This is a genomic window from Eubacterium aggregans (assembly GCF_900107815.1).
Lineage (GTDB): Bacteria > Bacillota > Clostridia > Eubacteriales > Eubacteriaceae > Eubacterium_O > Eubacterium_O aggregans.
This window is the reverse complement of sequence record NZ_FNRK01000004.1, coordinates 57,200-73,433: the sequence shown is the minus strand read 5'-3', so window position 1 is coordinate 73,433 and position 16,234 is coordinate 57,200. Positions and strand designations below refer to the sequence as shown.

Sequence of the window (16,234 nt, the reverse complement as noted above, 5' to 3'; positions counted from 1 at the left end):
TTACCTCTTTCTTTTATTATTTCTCTCATCTATGTTAAACTGTCCTTATCGATATACTACTTACAGGAGAACGATATGGATAGATTATATTTTGATAATGGTGCCACCAGTTTCCCTAAGGCCCCAGGCCTCGGCGCTGCCGTCGGCCACTATCTGGAGGATATTGGTACAAATATCAACCGCTCCAGCTACGCCGCATCCACCACCGCGGCTTTAACCGCCCTGGAAACCCGGGAACAGCTGGCCCGGCTTTTCCATTTTGGAGACCCCTCCCACGTGATTTTCACTTCAGGGGTCACCATGAGCCTGAATCTGGTCATTAAGGGGCTGCTGAGGCCCGGAGACCACGCCATCGTCAGCAGTATGGAGCACAACGCAACCATGCGCCCCTTAGTCCAGCTGGCTGCCCAAGGCGTCACCTTCGACCGGATTCCCGGGGATGAGCGGGGCCAGGTGGATGCCCTGGCCATCATCCCCCTTATTCGTCCCAACACCCGACTGATTGCCTGCCTCCACGCCTCCAATGTGTGCGGCACCCTCCTGCCCATTGCTGAAATCGGGCGGATTGCCCAGAGCTATGGTATTCCTTTTTTACTGGATACCGCCCAAACCGCCGGACACATCGATATCGACTTTAAGACCCTGGGGCTTTCAGCCCTGGGATTCACCGGACACAAGGGCCTCTTGGGACCCCAGGGTATTGGCGGCTTACTCCTAACTCCGGAGCTGGCCCAATCCCTCACGCCCCTTATTGCCGGGGGGACTGGCAGCGCCTCAGATTCCGAAGAGCTGCCAACCTATATGCCCGATCGTTTTGAAAGCGGAACCCTGAACCTGCCGGGCATCTACGGCCTCCATCATTCATTATGTTTTTTAGAGAATAACGATTGGCAAAAAATGCACACCATCGAGATGGAATGGACCAGGCAATTCCTCGACGGTGTGTCTGAGCTCCCCCATGTCCGCAGGGTGGGTCTTCCCGGGACCTCCGGCCGGATGGCTGTCGTCTCCCTGGACTTCACAGACCGGGACAATGCTGTGGTGGCCCATCGCCTCAGCAGCGAATACGGCATTATGACCCGGTGCGGTCTCCACTGTGCCCCCAGTGCCCATCAAACCCTGGGGACCTATCCCCAGGGCAGCGTCCGCTTTTCCTTTTCGGCCTTTAATACTGCCTGGGAAATCCATCAGGCCATCACTGCCCTGGATCAGATTCTCCAGGGCGATTCATGCCGTTAACGGCATGGGTGAATTTTAATTTTACATCCCGGGATGGCATCCCTAACCTCACCGATCCACTGAGCCCCCGGGACCTGGCCCTGAAGCTCACGGTAGAGAGCCTCGGCATCTTCCGGGTCCACGGCCATAAGCAGACCACCGGAGGTCTGGGGATCGAAGAGGACATCCACCATGGCCCGGCTGATTCCCTCATCCACGGCAACCTCTCCTTCACAGAAGCTGCGGTTGCGGTACATACCCGCCGGAAGAATGCCCATTTCAGCCAACTCCAGGGCCTGGGGCAGCACCTTGATGCTATCCATCCATATCGCCAGAGACGCATCGCTGCCTTCGGCCATTTCATAACCGTGGCCCATGAGGGAAAAGCCCGTCACATCGGTGCAGCTGTGGACCCGGTATTTGACCATGACATCCCGGGCGGCCTTATTAAGGGTGGTCATTTGGGTCATGACCCGATCCAGATTTTCAGGCTCGACCATATCCACCTTGGCTCCGGTGGTGAGGATTCCCACTCCCAGGGGCTTGGTGAGGATCAGCTGGTCCCCCACCTTGGCACCACTATTGCTTAACACCTTATCCGGATGGACAAAGCCTGTGACGGATAGGCCGTACTTGGGCTCCTCATCGATGATGCTGTGGCCTCCGGTAATGATGGCTCCGGCCTCATACACCTTATCATACCCACCCCGGAGCACCTCGTGGACTGCCTCCCGGGGCATGGATTCCGTTACGCAGAGAATGTTCATGGCCAATTTAGGCTCTCCGCCCATGGCATAGACATCGCTTAGAGCGTTGGTCGCTGCAATCTGCCCGAAGAGGTAGGGATCATCAGCAATGGGTGGAAAGAAGTCCAGGGTCTGGACCAATGCCAATTCGTCACTGATTTTATAAACCGAGGCATCATCACTTTTATCAAATCCCACAATGAGGTTGTCGTCCTGATGGACCTTTAAATCCCCCAATAGTTCCGACAGGGTCCCTGCCCCTACCTTTGCACCACACCCCGCGCATTTTGCCAATTTCGTCAGTTTAATGGTTTCTTCCATGCTTTTCTCTCCATCTGAATTAATCCATTTTGCCATCACTTATTGTATTTCACACCTTGTTTATTCCGCAGATGCAGGATTGCTTCCAAAACAGCCCCGCCCACTGCCCGGGCCTCCGCCGAAATGGTAAAACAATCCTCGGGCTGGCAGTCCGGGTCAATTTCTCCAGCCTTCATGCCATGGTGCACCGGCGTTCCCTTGGGAAGGATACCCCTTAGAATGCCGGACACCCGGGCCGCTACGGGGAGATCCCCGGTTTGGGCGATGATTTCCCCCTCCTCTACCCGCTGTCCGATTTCCTTCAGTGGATAAAAGAGCCCGCTGCCAGGAGCCCGGAGCATCCGCAGCTCCCGGGGTCCGTTATTCCGCTCCGGCAGTTCCGGGGGTGCCAGGGCACATCCCTGATAGTACACCTTCCCAAGATGATGTCCCCGGAAGGCCTCCACCACCGCATGGCAGTCCTTTAAGACCTCAAATCCCGGTCCAAGGGCAATAACCAGGTCTCCATCAGTGATGGCCGTCCCGGTATTGTATTTCGCCATGACGGCATCCACCAGAATGCATCCCTGGCCGCTGCCGTACCAACTGCCGTCCCGGGAAGGTACCACCGCAATATCGCCATTTTCTAAAACCGCCCCAATCTCATCGCTGCTGGTTCGGCGGGCCACGACACCTTCAATCTCCGCTCTGCCTTCATCGATGGCCCGGGAGAAGGCCACCCTTCGGCGAATGGTGGTCGGCTGGGTAAGGTCAGTCATTATGATTTCAAATCCCGATTGATGGAGCCGATGGGCCACACCCGTGGCCATTTCTCCCGCACCCTTTATAATGACCCGCATAAGTCCCTCCCCATATCTTTGTACTAAATCCGCAATTGACGATGCACTCTCCCAAGTGATATACTTTTTTTAAAGAGCTACTGGATTATTTAAGTCGTTATTCACCAAAGAGAATAACACTTGATGACAAATCTGTCAAGAATCTTATCTTATCAGCAGTAAAAATTTCTCAGTCATTAGAAAGGCAGAGCATGATGCAAGACCTCCATTATTCGATTCAAATCCGATTATTTCGGGATGAAAAATTTTTCGGCCCCGGCATTGTGGAGCTGCTCCAGCGCGTGGACCAGCGTCACTCCCTTCGCGCCGCCGCCATCGAAATGGGAATGGCTTATTCCAAAGCCTGGCGGCTCATTAAAACAGCCGAAGAAAACCTGGAGTGTAAGCTCCTCAATTCCACTACCGGCGGAAAGGGTGGCGGCGGTGCAGAACTCACCCAGGAATGTCGTGCTTTCATGGAAAAATACCTGCGCTTTGAAGCCCAGGTTCGGGCCTATTCCGAAAAGGCCTTCGCCCATGTTTTCCAGAACGAAACCACTTAAAGCGCTGTCGTAAAGATATTCCCTACTGATCTTTGTATAATATTGCCCAGGTATCCATACAAATGAACAATGCTCCGGTTAATGTGGCGGTATTACTCCACTACCATTTCCATCAATTCCCGGTGCAGCCGGGCCATTGGCAGGCCAACCACGTTATTGTAATCTCCGTTAATCCCTTGGATGAAATGGCCCCCCAGACCTTGGATGCCGTAGGCCCCTGCCTTATCCATTGGCTCTCCAGTAGCCACATAGTCTGCGATTTCTGCCGCCGTCATGGAATGAAAAGTGACGGTGGTGCTTTCATAAAAGCCATGTTTATAAAGAGTATCCCCCGCCCGGGCAATGAGGCTTACCCCTGTAATCACCCGATGGCTATGGCCTGACAGCCGGGCTAGCATTCTTTTGGCATCCGCAGCATCCACTGGCTTTCCCAGAATATCCGTCTCACAAACTACCATGGTGTCCGCACCAATCACCAGGGTATCTGGCGCGCGCCCCTCTGCCCACACCAACTGGGCCACCTCCTGGGTCTTTGCCTCGGCCAGGTTCATGGCCACTGTTTCCGGTGTCTCTCCCCTTTGCACCTCCGGACCACAGGCCGGGATGATTTCAAAGGGCAGGCCCAACGGTTCAAAGAGTGCCTTGCGTCGGGGAGATGCTGACGCCAGGATAATTCGCCAATTTGCCCATTTTTCTAGAAGAAGCCGCCTCATCTCCGACACCGCCGATTCGTATAAAACATCGTGGCCACTACCGCCAGTACCACCACCAGGATGAAAAAGATGGAAAAGGGAAGCATGGCCTGCTCTGCCATGAGTCCTGCTTCCAACCGATAGCCCAAATAAGCCATGGCGCAGAGCAGCAGCGTGAGTAAGAGACAGAAAATCCCCATGGCCCGGCACATTTTTTTCTCATCGTATTTGGCTTTTTCCTCTGGCGATGCGGTGTTGTAGCCCGCAATGAGCCAGCTCCCCTTCCCAGCCAGCAAGGTAATGCTGATGGCAAACATCAGAGCTGCCATCACTAAAATAAAGTAAACGCCTCCCATGATCTCTCTCCTCCTGTTTATATGACCCATCAAATTGGGTCCTCTTTATAATATACCCATTTACCACTTATTGTATCTCAATGGATCGGACATATCATGCATTGTACCCCCTGTTAATTGACAATACAAGGATAGAAATGTGTTTTTATGAATTAATTTCTTCCTGTATACTTCTGTTAGCTTACGCGCAAAAAAACTGCCCCACCAACTATCAGTGGAGCAGCCTTGATTGATTGCAGCTTCTATTCCATTAAATTCCCTTGGCGATATCCCCCCGGTGGAAGGCACCGTCAAATTGTATTTTATCTACCTGGGCGTACACCTTCTGCCGGGCTTCTTCCACGGTGGCGCCTAATGCGGTAACGCAGAGGACCCGGCCGCCGTTAGTGAGAAGTTTACCGTCCGACAGTTTGGTGCCGGCATGAAAGACAGTACAGCCTTCAACGGTGTCGATTCCGGTGATGACCTTGCCTTTTTCGTAGGCATCGGGGTAACCGCCGGAGGCGACGACGACGGTGACAGCGGAGTCATCCTTCCACTGAATGTCGCAATCCGTCAGGCGTCCGTCGATGCAGGCTTCCATAATATCGATGATGTCGGAATCCATTCGGGGGATGACCACCTGGGCTTCAGGGTCTCCAAAGCGAACATTGAACTCCAGAACCTTAGGCACGCCATCTTTGATCATGAGGCCAATAAAGAGGATCCCCACAAAATCCATGCCGTCGGCAATAAAGCCGTCAATGATGGGGGTGAGGATTTCCTTCTCAATCCGTGCATTGAGGTCTGCATCGGCAAAGAGGGCATTGGGGGAGTAATTCCCCATTCCCCCGGTATTGGTGCCTTTGTCCCCGTCGTAGGCCCGTTTGTAATCCCGAGCACTTTCCATGGGTACAATGGTTTTGCCGTCCACAAAGCAGAGAATAGAGGCTTCAGTACCGGTGAGGAATTCCTCGATGACCACCTTGTCCCCGGCTTCGCCGAAGGCTTTGTCTTCCATCATCATCTTCATGGCGGCCCGGGCGTCTTCCTCGGTTTCGGGGATAACGACACCTTTACCAGCGGCTAGGCCATCGGCTTTGATGACCATGGGGTAGCCGTAGATTCCCAGATCCTTGATAATATCCTCGTAGGCGGTATACTCTTTATACAGGGCCGTGGGGATATTGTGGCGGAAGAGGAATTCTTTGGTGAAGGCCTTACTGCCTTCAAATTGGGCACATTTCGCGTTGGGGCCAAAGACCTTGATGCCGGCCTTTGCCATGGCGTCGGACATGCCGAGGACTAAGGGAACCTCGGGTCCCACGACCACCAGATCGATGCCCTTTTCCTGGGCGAAGGCGACGCAGCCGTCGATGTCCTCCACGGAAAGATCAACGCAGGTGGCAATTTGTGCCATGCCGCCATTCCCTGGGGCACAGTAGATTTGATCTACCCGGGGACTTTGGGCGATTTTCCAGGTGAGGACGTGTTCCCGTCCCCCGGAGCCAATTACCATTATTTTCATAAGATTCTCCTTCTAGCTATGTTTAAAATGCCGCATCCCCGTAAATACCATGGCGATGTTATGCGCGTTACACACCTTTATGGAGTCGGCATCCCGGCCGGCACCTCCGGGCTGGATGATGGCGGTAATGCCCGCAGCAGCGGCGGCTTTACAGACATCGTCAAAGGGGAAGAAGGCATCGGAAGCCATCACGGCCCCTTTACAGCGGTCCCCGCCGTGTTCCACACAGCTTTCCATGGGCCAGATACGATTGACCTGTCCGGGGCCGTTGGCCACCAGGCATTTGTCCTTGGCCAGGGTGATGGCGTTGGATTTGGTGTTTTTAACGGCCTTCCAGGCGAAGAGGAGGTCTGCCATTTCGGCATCGCTGGGGGCCCGGTCGGTAACCACTTCCAGCTTTTCATAATCCCTGGTATCCCGTTCCTGGACCAGCAGTCCCCCCATGACCTTCTTGGTTTCGTAGCCGGGTTCGTTGTGGAGGATATCCTCTAACACCAGCAGGCGCAGGTTTTCCTTGGCGGAGAGAATGGCCTTGGCTTCATCTGTAAAGCCCGGTGCCACAATGACTTCCAGGAAGATTTCCACCATTTGCCGGGCGGTATCCCCATCGATTTCCCCATTGGAGGCGATGATCCCCCCGAAGATGGAGGTGGGATCGGCTTCGTAGGCTTTTTTATAGGCAGCGGCAATGGTGTCTGCACTGGCTACACCACAGGGATTAGCGTGCTTCACCGCAACGATGGTGGGTTCATCCCGGTATTCCTTGAGGATTTCCAGGGAGCCGTTGGTATCGTTGATGTTATTGTAGGACAGTTCCTTGCCCTGGAGCTGAACCGCAGAGGTCAGGGTCCCCACATTTTTGCCAATTTCCTTGTAGAAGGCGGCTTTTTGGTGGGGATTCTCGCCGTAGCGCAGATCCTGGACCTTTTCATAGGTAAAGGTCACCTTATCCTCTGCCAGCAGGTCCTTTTCCACATGGCCCCGGAGATAGTCGGAGATCATGGTATCGTAGGCGGCGGTGGTTTCAAAGACCTTCAGGGCCAAGTTATACCGGGTCTGGTAGGTGGTGTAGCCCTCGTCCTCAATTTCTTCTAGAACAGTGGCGTAATCCGCGGGGTCCACCACGACGGTGACATCATTGAAATTCTTGGCGGCAGAGCGCAGCATGGTCGGACCGCCGATATCGATGTTTTCAATACAATCCTCGAAGGCGACGCCGTCCTTCATCATGGTGTTTTTAAAGGGGTAAAGGTTGATGACCAGCAGATCGATGTTTTCAATGCCCAGCTCGGCACATTGCTTTTGGTGTTCCTCATTGCTTCGGATATTCAAAATCCCACCGTGGACCAGGGGATGCAGGGTCTTGACCCGGCCGTCCAGACACTCTGGGAATCCGGTGATTTCCGAGACGTCCCGAACCGGGACCTCAGCCTCCCGAAGGGCACGGGCGGTGCCGCCGGTGGACAGGATGTCCCAACCCTGGGCCACCAGCTTTTGTGCGAATTCTACAATGCCAGTCTTGTCCGATACAGAAATTAACGCTCTCATGGTTTTTGGTTTCCTCCAATTTTCAGGCGATTGCCTGATTTCATACTCATTCTAACCGATTGATCCATCGATGCGGACATGGCGTCCATCCACACTCACCCGACCCAAACAGAATTGTTCCACGACCCAGGGTAATAGCTCATGCTCCACTGCCAGCACTCGTTTTTGGATGCTCTCCGGGGTGTCGTCGTCTAATATCTCCACCACCCGCTGGGCGATGATGGGACCGCCGTCGGCTTCCTCATTGACAAAGTGAACGGTGGCACCGGTAACCTTTACCCCATAATCGTACACGGCATTATGGACGTGCATCCCATAAAAGCCCTCACCGCAAAAGGCGGGAATGAGGGCTGGGTGAATATTGATGATGGCCTGGGGATAGGCTGCCACAAAGTTTGGGGTAATGATGCGCATAAAGCCTGCCAAAACCACCAGCTCCACGCCGGCAGCCTGTAAAGCTTCCACCATCTTCCCGTTGAAATCCACCACACCGTCGCAGTCGGCCTCCACCACCACAGCGGTGGGGATGCTGGCCGACCGGGCCCGGGTCAGGCCATAGGCCTCAGGATTATTGGACAGCACCAGGGCGATTTCCCCGGTTTTGCCATGGACCCCGTCAATCACGGATTGGAGGTCCGTCCCCCCGCCGGATACTAACACACCAATTTTTAGCATAGTCTGATTTTGTCCTCACCCACAACAATATCCCCCAGGATTACAGGCTTTTCACCCTTCTTCCGGAGGTGGGCCACAAAGGCGTCTGCCTGATCTGCGGGCAGGGCCACCACCAGGCCGATACCCATGTTAAAGGTGGAATACATGGCCGCATCCTCTACCTTCCCCGCTTCCTTTAAGAAGGAGAAAATGGGCAGGGGCTCAATCCCCGCGGTGCTCACCCGGGCGCACAGGCCCTCAGGGATCATCCGGGGGATGTTTTCGTAGAAGCCGCCGCCGGTGACATGGCTCATGCCCTTCACCTTAAAGGGGAGGATGGCGTCCTCCATGGCCTTGACGTAAATCCGGGTGGGTGTAATGAGGGCTTCCCCCAGGGTCCCCCCTAAATCCTCGATATAGGTGTCCACACTGAGTCCCAGGTCCTTAAAGCAAAGCTTACGCACCAGGGAAAATCCGTTGGAGTGGACCCCGGAGGAGGGCAGCCCCACCAGAACATCCCCTTCAGCGATTTCCTGGCCCGTGACGATGTCGTCCTTATCCACCACACCCACGGCAAAGCCTGCCAAATCATAGTCCTCATCACTGTACATATCCGGCATCTCGGCGGTTTCCCCACCGATTAAGGCCATCCCGCCCTGGACGCAGCCCTCGGCTACCCCAGAAACGATTTGGGCTATTTTTTCCGGATGATTCTTTCCACAGGCAATGTAGTCCAAGAAGAACAGGGGTTTTGCCCCCTGGCACAGAATATCATTGACGCACATGGCCACGGCGTCAATGCCGATGGTGTCGTGCTTGTCCATCATAAAGGCGATCATGAGCTTGGTGCCCACGCCGTCTGTACCGGAAACCAGCACCGGTTTTTTGTACCCCTCGGGAAGCTCGATAAGTCCCCCGAAGCCCCCCAGATGGGATAGCACATACTCATTAAAGGTCCGCTTGACGTCGTCCTTCATCAGTCGTACGGATTCGTAACCGGCCTCGACATCGACACCGGCGGCTTTATAAGCACTATTATTTGGCATTTTCTCTCCTTCTCATACCTTTTTTTAGATGATTAAAATAACTGTGTTGAGCGCTATCGCTACTCAGATAAAACGGGGACCTCCATGGGGTAGTCCCCGTCGAAGCAGGCCCGGCAGTATTCGGTACCGCCGCCCACGGAATTATTGAGTCCCTCCAGGGAAATATAGGCCAGGGAATCCGCTCCCAGGATTTCCCGGATTTCCTCCACGGATTTTTTGGCCCCAATTAAATACTTCCGTCTTGGAGTATCGATGCCGAAGTGGCAGGTGTGGGCCACCGGCGGGCTGGTCACCCGGAAGTGGACCTCTTTGGCCCCGCCTTCCCTGAGGATTTCCACCAGGCGCTTGCTGGTGGTCCCCCGAACGATGGAGTCATCAATGATGATAACCCGCTTGCCCTCAATAACCTCTTTTAAAGGATTGAGCTTCATGCGTACCCCTTGCTCCCGCTGCTGCTGATTGGGGGAAATGAAGGTCCGTCCGCTGTATTTGTTCTTAATCAGGCCCATGCCGTAGGGAATCCCCGAGGCAGTGGAATAGCCAATGGCCGCAGGAATGCCAGAGTCCGGCACCCCAATGACCACATCGGCTTCCACTGGGGCCTCCTTGGCAAGGATCATCCCTGCCTGATGTCTGGCATGGTACACGCTGCTCCCCTCCATGATGGAATCTGGGCGCGCGAAATAAATTTGTTCAAAGATGCAGGAGCGCTTGCCCACCCAGTTATTTTGGCCGTAAGACTGAATACCATTTTCGTCGATCACGACGATTTCACCAGGGTTTAAGTCCCGGATCAGCTCTCCGCCGATGGCATCAATGGCGCAGCTTTCGGAGGCTAGAATGAACATATCATCCTTTTTTCCAAGACAAATGGGCCGCAGACCGTAGGGGTCCCGGACACCGATGAGTTTATCCCCCAGGGTGATGACCAGGGCGTAGGCCCCTTTGATGATTTCTACCATGCGCTGGATGGATTCGATGATGCCATGACGCAGGCCCCGGGCGATGAAGTCCACCATCACCTCGGTATCGATGGTGGTCTGGAAGACCACCCCGTTATCCTCCAGCATTTCCCGGAGGGCCTTGTCGTTAATCAGATTACCGTTATGGGCCAAGGCAATCTGCCCACTGGTCAGATTGACGGACAGGGGCTGGGCGTTAATCACACCCCCTTCACCGGAGGTGGAGTAGCGCACATGGCCAATGCCGATATTTCCTTTGAGATTTTTCAGGACATTGCCTTTAAAGACATCGCTGACTAATCCCACATCCTTATGGGTATTGATCTTTCCCCCGCGGTTGACGGAAATGCCAGCACTTTCCTGACCTCGATGCTGAAGGGCAAAAAGACCATAGTATAACAGTGGGGATACGTTCATATCGGCCTTTGGGGTGTATACCCCGAGAACACCGCACTCATCATGAAATTTATCGATACTGCTCATAATTTTCTAGTTTATTCCTTCTCGTTTTATGAATTCCCCCAAACACAAAAAATCAGGCGGCCTGCTTCCTTTAGTGGCCTAAGATCAAACTCTCTGCAATGCCCCGGAGTGCTGGACATATGCTTTCGTTCCGTCTACTTGCGGATTCGGACTTACACGAAAGATATGTCCATCCCTCCTTTGTTTCTTAATAGCAATTGCAGCCGTTAACTCATTTTCTGTGAATCAACCGTTGACCCGTTTCATCATTTCCTGGTAGGCTTCCTCAATGCCGCCCATATCCCGTCTAAAACGGTCCTTATCCAACTTTTCGCCGGTTTTCACATCCCAGAACCGGCAGGTATCCGGTGAGATTTCATCGGCTAAGACGATGGTGCCATCGTTGGTTTTACCATATTCGACCTTGAAATCAATGAGGTTGACGCCCCGTTCCAGGAAGAATGCCTTTAGAATGGCATTGAGCTTTAAGGTGTATTCCCGGATTGTGGCGATTTCTTCCCGGGTGGCCAGCTTAAGGGCCACGGCATAGTCATCATTGATGAAGGGATCACCGTAATCGTCATTTTTGTAGCTGAATTCAAAGATGGGTTCTTCAAAGACAGTTCCTTCCGTCACGCCTAAACGCTTGCTGAAGGAGCCGGCGGCGGTGTTACGGACGATGACTTCCAGGGGGAAGATGGTAACGGCCTTAACCAACTGTTCAGTGTCTGAAAGCTGTTCGATAAAGTGGGTGGGGATGCCCTGGGCTTCCAGCATGGGGAAGAGGACAGCGGTCATTTTGTTATTGATGACACCCTTCCCGCTGATGGTCCCTTTTTTGGCGCCGTTGCCTGCGGTGGCATCGTCCTTATACTCAATGATGAACTGATTTTCATCATCGGTTTTAAATACTTTTTTGGCCTTACCTTCGTACAATTGTTCTAGTTTTTCCATGGTTATTTTCTCCTTCACGAATACTCTTTACAGCATCTTCTGCAGATTAGCGTTCTTTTCAATGACCTGGTCGTTGAGGGCGACCTTGTAAGCCTTCATCTTCTCCCGGATTTGGGGATATTTGATGGAGAGCATCTGGGCGGCCAGGATTCCAGCGTTTTCGGCGCCGTTGACGGCGACGGTGGCTACCGGGACGCCTGAGGGCATTTGAACGATGGATAACAGGGAATCCAGGCCTCCCTGGAAGGAGGTTTGGATGGGGATTCCGATGACTGGCAGGGGGGTCATCCCGGCGATGACCCCTGGGAGATGGGCGGCCTTTCCGGCGGCTCCAATAATCAGCTCGATGCCGTTGGCTTCAGCGTTTCGGGCGTAATCGAAAATTTTATCGGGGTTTCTGTGAGCGGAAATAACCTGGGCATCGTATTCGATATCGAATTTTTCCAGGGCAATGAGGCATTTTTTGACGATATCAAAATCGCTATCGCTCCCCATAATAACGGCTACTTTAGGCATGTGCTTCCTCTTTCTATTGACTCTTATTTAAAATACTTCACACCGGATTCAAAGATCTTCTGATCCTTTTCTCCGGGGATATTCTGATACAAACCAGTTCCCACCCGTTCAGAGTGGCCCATCTTACCGAGGATACGGCCATCAGCGCTGGTGATACCTTCCACGGCATAGGTGGAGCCGTTTAAGTTATAGCGTCCATCCATGGTGGCGTTACCCTGGGCATCCACGTATTGGGTGGCAATCTGGCCCTTCTGAATCAGCTCTGCCATGACGGCGTCACTGGCGATAAATCGGCCTTCACCATGGGATACAGGCACCCGATAGGTCGCCCCTACTTCGGTGCCGCTCAGCCAAGGTGACAGGTTGGAGACCACCTTGGTCATGGGAATAGCGGAGATATGGCGGCCGATGGTGTTGTAGGTCAGGGTCGGCATTTCGGGCTTAATATCCACAATTTCACCATAGGGCACCAGTCCCAGCTTGATTAACGCCTGGAAGCCGTTGCAGATCCCCAGCATGAGACCATCACGATTTTTGATAAGGTCCATGACGGCATCCTGCATGGCTTGGTTTCTAAAGACGGCGGCAATAAATTTACCGGAGCCATCGGGCTGATCCCCGGCGGAGAAGCCCCCGGGAATCATAATCATCTGGGCATTCTTAATGGCCCGGACCATATCGGCTATGGAACTTTCGATATCCTGGGCGGTGCGATTGCGGAAGATGACGGTTTCCGGAATGGCACCGGCCTTTTCAAAGGCCTTGGCCGAGTCGTACTCGCAGTTGGTTCCGGGGAACACTGGGATAAATACCCGAGGCGCAGCAATGGTCTTTGTCGAGCTAATCACAGGGCCAGCGGTGTAAGAAACATTTTCCACGGGTCCTTCCACGGAGACGTTCTCCGGATAAACCCCAGCCATGGTTCCCTGCCAGGCTTCGATAACGGCATCCAAATCGATGCGAATATCCCCCAGGGTGATGGCGGGATCTGCAGTGGTTTCCCCCAATAGGAGGGCGTGGTCTAAATCCTCGGTGGCCTCCACGATGATAGCTCCGCAATTGGAGCTGAAGAGGAAGGCTTCGTCCAGTCCATCAGACAGGCGGATACCCACCTTATTACCCATGGCCATTTTAGCCAGGGCCTCCATGACCCCCTTCTGGCCCACGGCCTTGGCGGCCACTACCCGTGCGGATTTGGTCATTTCATGGACACCGTCTAACATCCGGGCAACGGAGTCGTAATCCACCAGGCCTTTATCGTCCCTGGCGATGCCGCAGAGGTAGAGCTTGTGCCCCGGTTTCTTCAGTTCCCCTGTGACGATGCGGTCCACCCGTCCGGCGGTGACCGCAAAGGAAATGATGGTGGGGGGCACAGTGAGGTCCTCAAAGGTGCCGGACATACTGTCCTTCCCACCGATGGCCGGAATCCCCAGGGCCTGCTGGGCTTCGAAGGCTCCCAACAGAGCGGCAAAGGGGCGTCCCCATTTTTCCGGATCGTCCCCCAGGCGTTCGAAATATTCCTGGAAGCTCAGGCGGGTCTTTCTGAAGTCTCCACCCATGGCCACCACCTTCGCCAAGGATTCCACCACGGCACTAATACCGCCATGGAAGGGGCTCCATTTAGCGACCTCCGGATTATACCCGTAGGTCATGATGCTGCAGGTATTGGTATCCCCGTGCTCCACAGGGATTTTAGCCGCCATCCCATCCTGGGGGGTGAGGGCGTATTCGCCACCGAAGGGCATGGTCACGGTGCCGGCCCCAATGGTAGCATCGAACATTTCTGAGAGACCCTTTTGGCTGGCCACATTGAGATCCGCCATCATCTCAAGGGTCCGTCCGACAATATCGCCGGTGGTTTCAAAGCTCGGTTTTTCCTCGGGTTCCCGAACGACGACATCCGTATACTGGGCCGCTCCATTGGTGTCCAGGAAGGCCCTGGAGAGATCCAGAATGGTATCCCCCCGCCACTTCATGACGAGACGGCCCGTATCGGTCACCACGGCCACTGGGGTAACTTCGAGGTTTTCCGCATTGCCCATGGCAATAAAAGCATCGACATCGCTTTCTGCGACGACCACAGCCATCCGTTCCTGGGATTCGGAGATGGCCAATTCCGTGCCGTCTAACCCCTCGTATTTCTTAGGCACCTTGTCCAAATCGATGTCCAGGCTTTCCGCCAGCTCTCCAATGGCCACGGAAACCCCGCCGGCACCAAAGTCGTTACACCGCAGGATCATCCGGGCCAGTTCCGGGTTGCGGAACAGGCGCTGAATCTTCCGTTCTTCAACGGGATTCCCCTTCTGGACCTCAGCCCCACTTTCGTGGATGGATTCCTCGGTGTGAGCTTTGGAGGAACCAGTGGCCCCGCCACAGCCGTCCCGGCCAGTTTTTCCGCCCACCAGAAGGATGATATCCCCAGGTTGGGGGCGTTCCCGACGGACGTTTTCTTTAGGAACTGCCGCGATGACGGCACCCACCTCCATACGCTTAGCCAGGAAGCCTGGATCATAGACCTCCACCACCTGTCCGGTGGCCAGACCGATCTGGTTCCCATAGGAGCTGTAGCCATGGGCCGCTTCCTGGGAGATTTTCCGTTGGGGCAGCTTTCCTGGGAGGGTATCCTCAATGGCTGCCCGTGGGTCCCAAGCTCCAGTCAAGCGCATGGCCTGGTACACGTAGCTGCGCCCGGAAAGGGGATCTCGAATGGCCCCTCCCAAGCAGGTGGCAGCCCCCCCAAAGGGTTCAATTTCCGTGGGGTGGTTATGGGTCTCATTCTTGAACATGAGGAGCCAGTCCTCATCCTCACCATCGTGATCCACGGAGATGTTCACGCTGCAGGCGTTAATTTCCTCGGACTCATCCAAGTCTGGAATTAATCCCCTCGCTTTGATGTCCTTCGTCCCAATAACCGCCAGGTCCATAAGGGTGACGGGGCGCTTTGTATCCGCACCGTAAAGCACGTCCCGGGTGCCGTCATATTTTTCAAAGGCCTCTGCCACTGCGACATTCACCGGTCCCTTTTCAAAGCTGATGGCTTCGAGACACGTTGAGAAGGTGGTGTGCCGACAATGATCAGACCAATAGGTATCAATAACCTTAAGCTCCGTGAGGGAAGGTTCCCGTTTTTCTTCATCCCGGAAATAGGTCTGGACGAAGGCAATATCCGCCGGGCTCATGGCAAAGCCCATTTTGACCCGGTAGGTCTCCAACGCTTCTGGGGAATAATGACAAAAACCCTCTATCCGCTCGATGGGTGCCGGTTCTTTGGTGGCATCACTGAGGGTCTGGCGTGTTTCCAGGGACGCCTCTCGAGAGTCTACAGGGTTAATCATATATTCTTTAATTCGATCACATTGGGTATCGTCGATATCCCCATCGACAACGACCAGTTTAGCGACTTTGATGGCTGGACGATTCCCCGCCAAAATTTGGATACACTGAGCCGCTGAATCCCCGTGCTGATCGTATTGTCCAGGAAGGTACTCAGTGGCAAAAACCCGCTCACCGTCCGAGAACGCTATGGCATCCTCCCCCACATCATCCACATTCGGTTCTGAGAAAATAATATTCTTAGCCTTCTCCATGATGTCATCATCCAACATTTCCACATCATACCGATAGATGATACGGATACCACGCAGCCCTTTGATGTTCAGGATTTTACGGAAGGTTTCAGCCAGGGCCATTGCTTCCGTATTAAATCCCGGTTTCTTTTCTACGAAATATCGTTTGATCACTACTACTCCACCTTTATATTTGATACAGCTATTGTACTCTCTTTTTGCTTTTTTTGCAACTTTTTTCAATGAAATTTGAAACGATAGAGCAAAATATTCCCCTTTAAACATTTTCATTTTCTATCATATTT

General features: G+C 53.8%; 14 protein-coding genes. 2 read left to right on the top strand and 12 right to left on the bottom strand.

The window, feature by feature from the left end:
- The first annotated feature begins 75 nt into the window (after nt 1–75).
- On the top strand, nt 76–1,239 hold the full coding sequence (locus tag BLW33_RS03375) for an aminotransferase class V-fold PLP-dependent enzyme (RefSeq protein ID WP_090305056.1): 1,164 nt from the start codon (nt 76–78) through the stop codon (nt 1,237–1,239).
- Here BLW33_RS03375 and selD read toward each other — a convergent pair.
- The gene (gene selD / locus BLW33_RS03370) at nt 1,236–2,285 is read right to left on the bottom strand and encodes a selenide, water dikinase SelD (RefSeq protein WP_090305053.1); all 1,050 of its coding nucleotides are present in this window, start codon (nt 2,283–2,285) and stop codon (nt 1,236–1,238) included. The genes BLW33_RS03375 and selD overlap by 4 nt on opposite strands.
- Nucleotides 2,286–2,320: 35 nt before the next feature.
- Nucleotides 2,321–3,124, bottom strand: coding sequence for a selenium-dependent molybdenum cofactor biosynthesis protein YqeB (yqeB, locus tag BLW33_RS03365; RefSeq protein ID WP_090305050.1), 804 nt, complete (start codon nt 3,122–3,124; stop codon nt 2,321–2,323).
- A gap of 191 nt (nt 3,125–3,315) precedes the next feature.
- Between yqeB and BLW33_RS03360 the strand changes: the two genes are divergently transcribed.
- Nucleotides 3,316–3,666: a winged helix-turn-helix domain-containing protein gene (locus tag BLW33_RS03360; protein ID WP_090245155.1), complete on the top strand. Its 351-nt coding sequence runs from the start codon at nt 3,316–3,318 to the stop codon at nt 3,664–3,666.
- Between the two features lie 92 nt (nt 3,667–3,758).
- Here BLW33_RS03360 and BLW33_RS03355 read toward each other — a convergent pair whose 3' ends face one another.
- From BLW33_RS03355 to BLW33_RS03310, 10 genes are all read right to left on the bottom strand, one after another.
- Nucleotides 3,759–4,379, bottom strand: a complete 621-nt coding sequence (locus BLW33_RS03355) for a Maf family protein (RefSeq protein WP_090305047.1) — start codon at nt 4,377–4,379, stop codon at nt 3,759–3,761.
- The gene (locus BLW33_RS03350; protein ID WP_176966606.1) at nt 4,376–4,714 is read right to left on the bottom strand and encodes a DUF3784 domain-containing protein; all 339 of its coding nucleotides are present in this window, start codon (nt 4,712–4,714) and stop codon (nt 4,376–4,378) included. Before BLW33_RS03350 ends, BLW33_RS03355 begins: the two co-directional genes overlap by 4 nt.
- 250 nt (nt 4,715–4,964) lie before the next feature.
- Entirely contained in the window at nt 4,965–6,221 is a 1,257-nt protein-coding gene (gene purD / locus BLW33_RS03345) for a phosphoribosylamine--glycine ligase (RefSeq protein ID WP_090305040.1), read from the bottom strand.
- Between the two features lie 12 nt (nt 6,222–6,233).
- Nucleotides 6,234–7,769 carry a bifunctional phosphoribosylaminoimidazolecarboxamide formyltransferase/IMP cyclohydrolase gene (gene purH, locus BLW33_RS03340; RefSeq protein WP_090305037.1) on the bottom strand — a complete coding sequence of 512 codons (1,536 nt, stop codon included), beginning with the start codon at nt 7,767–7,769 and terminating at the stop codon, nt 6,234–6,236.
- Between the two features lie 51 nt (nt 7,770–7,820).
- Complete coding sequence (gene purN / locus BLW33_RS03335; RefSeq protein WP_090305034.1) at nt 7,821–8,444, bottom strand: phosphoribosylglycinamide formyltransferase; 624 nt, start codon at nt 8,442–8,444, stop codon at nt 7,821–7,823.
- Entirely contained in the window at nt 8,438–9,469 is a 1,032-nt protein-coding gene (purM, locus tag BLW33_RS03330; RefSeq protein ID WP_090305031.1) for a phosphoribosylformylglycinamidine cyclo-ligase, read from the bottom strand. The genes purN and purM overlap by 7 nt, the downstream gene beginning before the upstream one ends.
- Before the next feature lie 59 nt (nt 9,470–9,528).
- A complete protein-coding gene (gene purF / locus BLW33_RS03325) occupies nt 9,529–10,914 on the bottom strand; it encodes an amidophosphoribosyltransferase (RefSeq protein WP_090305028.1) in 1,386 nt (461 codons plus the stop codon).
- Between the two features lie 225 nt (nt 10,915–11,139).
- The gene (gene purC / locus BLW33_RS03320) at nt 11,140–11,847 is read right to left on the bottom strand and encodes a phosphoribosylaminoimidazolesuccinocarboxamide synthase (protein WP_090305025.1); all 708 of its coding nucleotides are present in this window, start codon (nt 11,845–11,847) and stop codon (nt 11,140–11,142) included.
- Nucleotides 11,848–11,874: 27 nt separating this feature from the next.
- A complete protein-coding gene (gene purE, locus BLW33_RS03315) occupies nt 11,875–12,363 on the bottom strand; it encodes a 5-(carboxyamino)imidazole ribonucleotide mutase (protein ID WP_090305022.1) in 489 nt (162 codons plus the stop codon).
- Between the two features lie 23 nt (nt 12,364–12,386).
- Nucleotides 12,387–16,103, bottom strand: a complete 3,717-nt coding sequence (locus BLW33_RS03310; protein WP_242911584.1) for a phosphoribosylformylglycinamidine synthase — start codon at nt 16,101–16,103, stop codon at nt 12,387–12,389.
- Nucleotides 16,104–16,234: the final 131 nt, after the last annotated feature.

What these genes read in the sequence shown, in the direction of transcription:
- BLW33_RS03375 (WP_090305056.1), top strand. Translation starts at nt 76, where the DNA reads ATGGATAGATTATATTTTGATAATGGTGCCACCAGTTTCCCTAAGGCC.
- selD (WP_090305053.1), bottom strand. Translation starts at nt 2,285, where the DNA reads ATGGAAGAAACCATTAAACTGACGAAATTGGCAAAATGCGCGGGGTGT.
- yqeB (WP_090305050.1), bottom strand. Translation starts at nt 3,124, where the DNA reads ATGCGGGTCATTATAAAGGGTGCGGGAGAAATGGCCACGGGTGTGGCC.
- BLW33_RS03360 (WP_090245155.1), top strand. Translation starts at nt 3,316, where the DNA reads ATGATGCAAGACCTCCATTATTCGATTCAAATCCGATTATTTCGGGAT.
- BLW33_RS03355 (WP_090305047.1), bottom strand. Translation starts at nt 4,379, where the DNA reads ATGAGGCGGCTTCTTCTAGAAAAATGGGCAAATTGGCGAATTATCCTG.
- BLW33_RS03350 (WP_176966606.1), bottom strand. Translation starts at nt 4,714, where the DNA reads ATGGGAGGCGTTTACTTTATTTTAGTGATGGCAGCTCTGATGTTTGCC.
- purD (WP_090305040.1), bottom strand. Translation starts at nt 6,221, where the DNA reads ATGAAAATAATGGTAATTGGCTCCGGGGGACGGGAACACGTCCTCACC.
- purH (WP_090305037.1), bottom strand. Translation starts at nt 7,769, where the DNA reads ATGAGAGCGTTAATTTCTGTATCGGACAAGACTGGCATTGTAGAATTC.
- purN (WP_090305034.1), bottom strand. Translation starts at nt 8,444, where the DNA reads ATGCTAAAAATTGGTGTGTTAGTATCCGGCGGGGGGACGGACCTCCAA.
- purM (WP_090305031.1), bottom strand. Translation starts at nt 9,469, where the DNA reads ATGCCAAATAATAGTGCTTATAAAGCCGCCGGTGTCGATGTCGAGGCC.
- purF (WP_090305028.1), bottom strand. Translation starts at nt 10,914, where the DNA reads ATGAGCAGTATCGATAAATTTCATGATGAGTGCGGTGTTCTCGGGGTA.
- purC (WP_090305025.1), bottom strand. Translation starts at nt 11,847, where the DNA reads ATGGAAAAACTAGAACAATTGTACGAAGGTAAGGCCAAAAAAGTATTT.
- purE (WP_090305022.1), bottom strand. Translation starts at nt 12,363, where the DNA reads ATGCCTAAAGTAGCCGTTATTATGGGGAGCGATAGCGATTTTGATATC.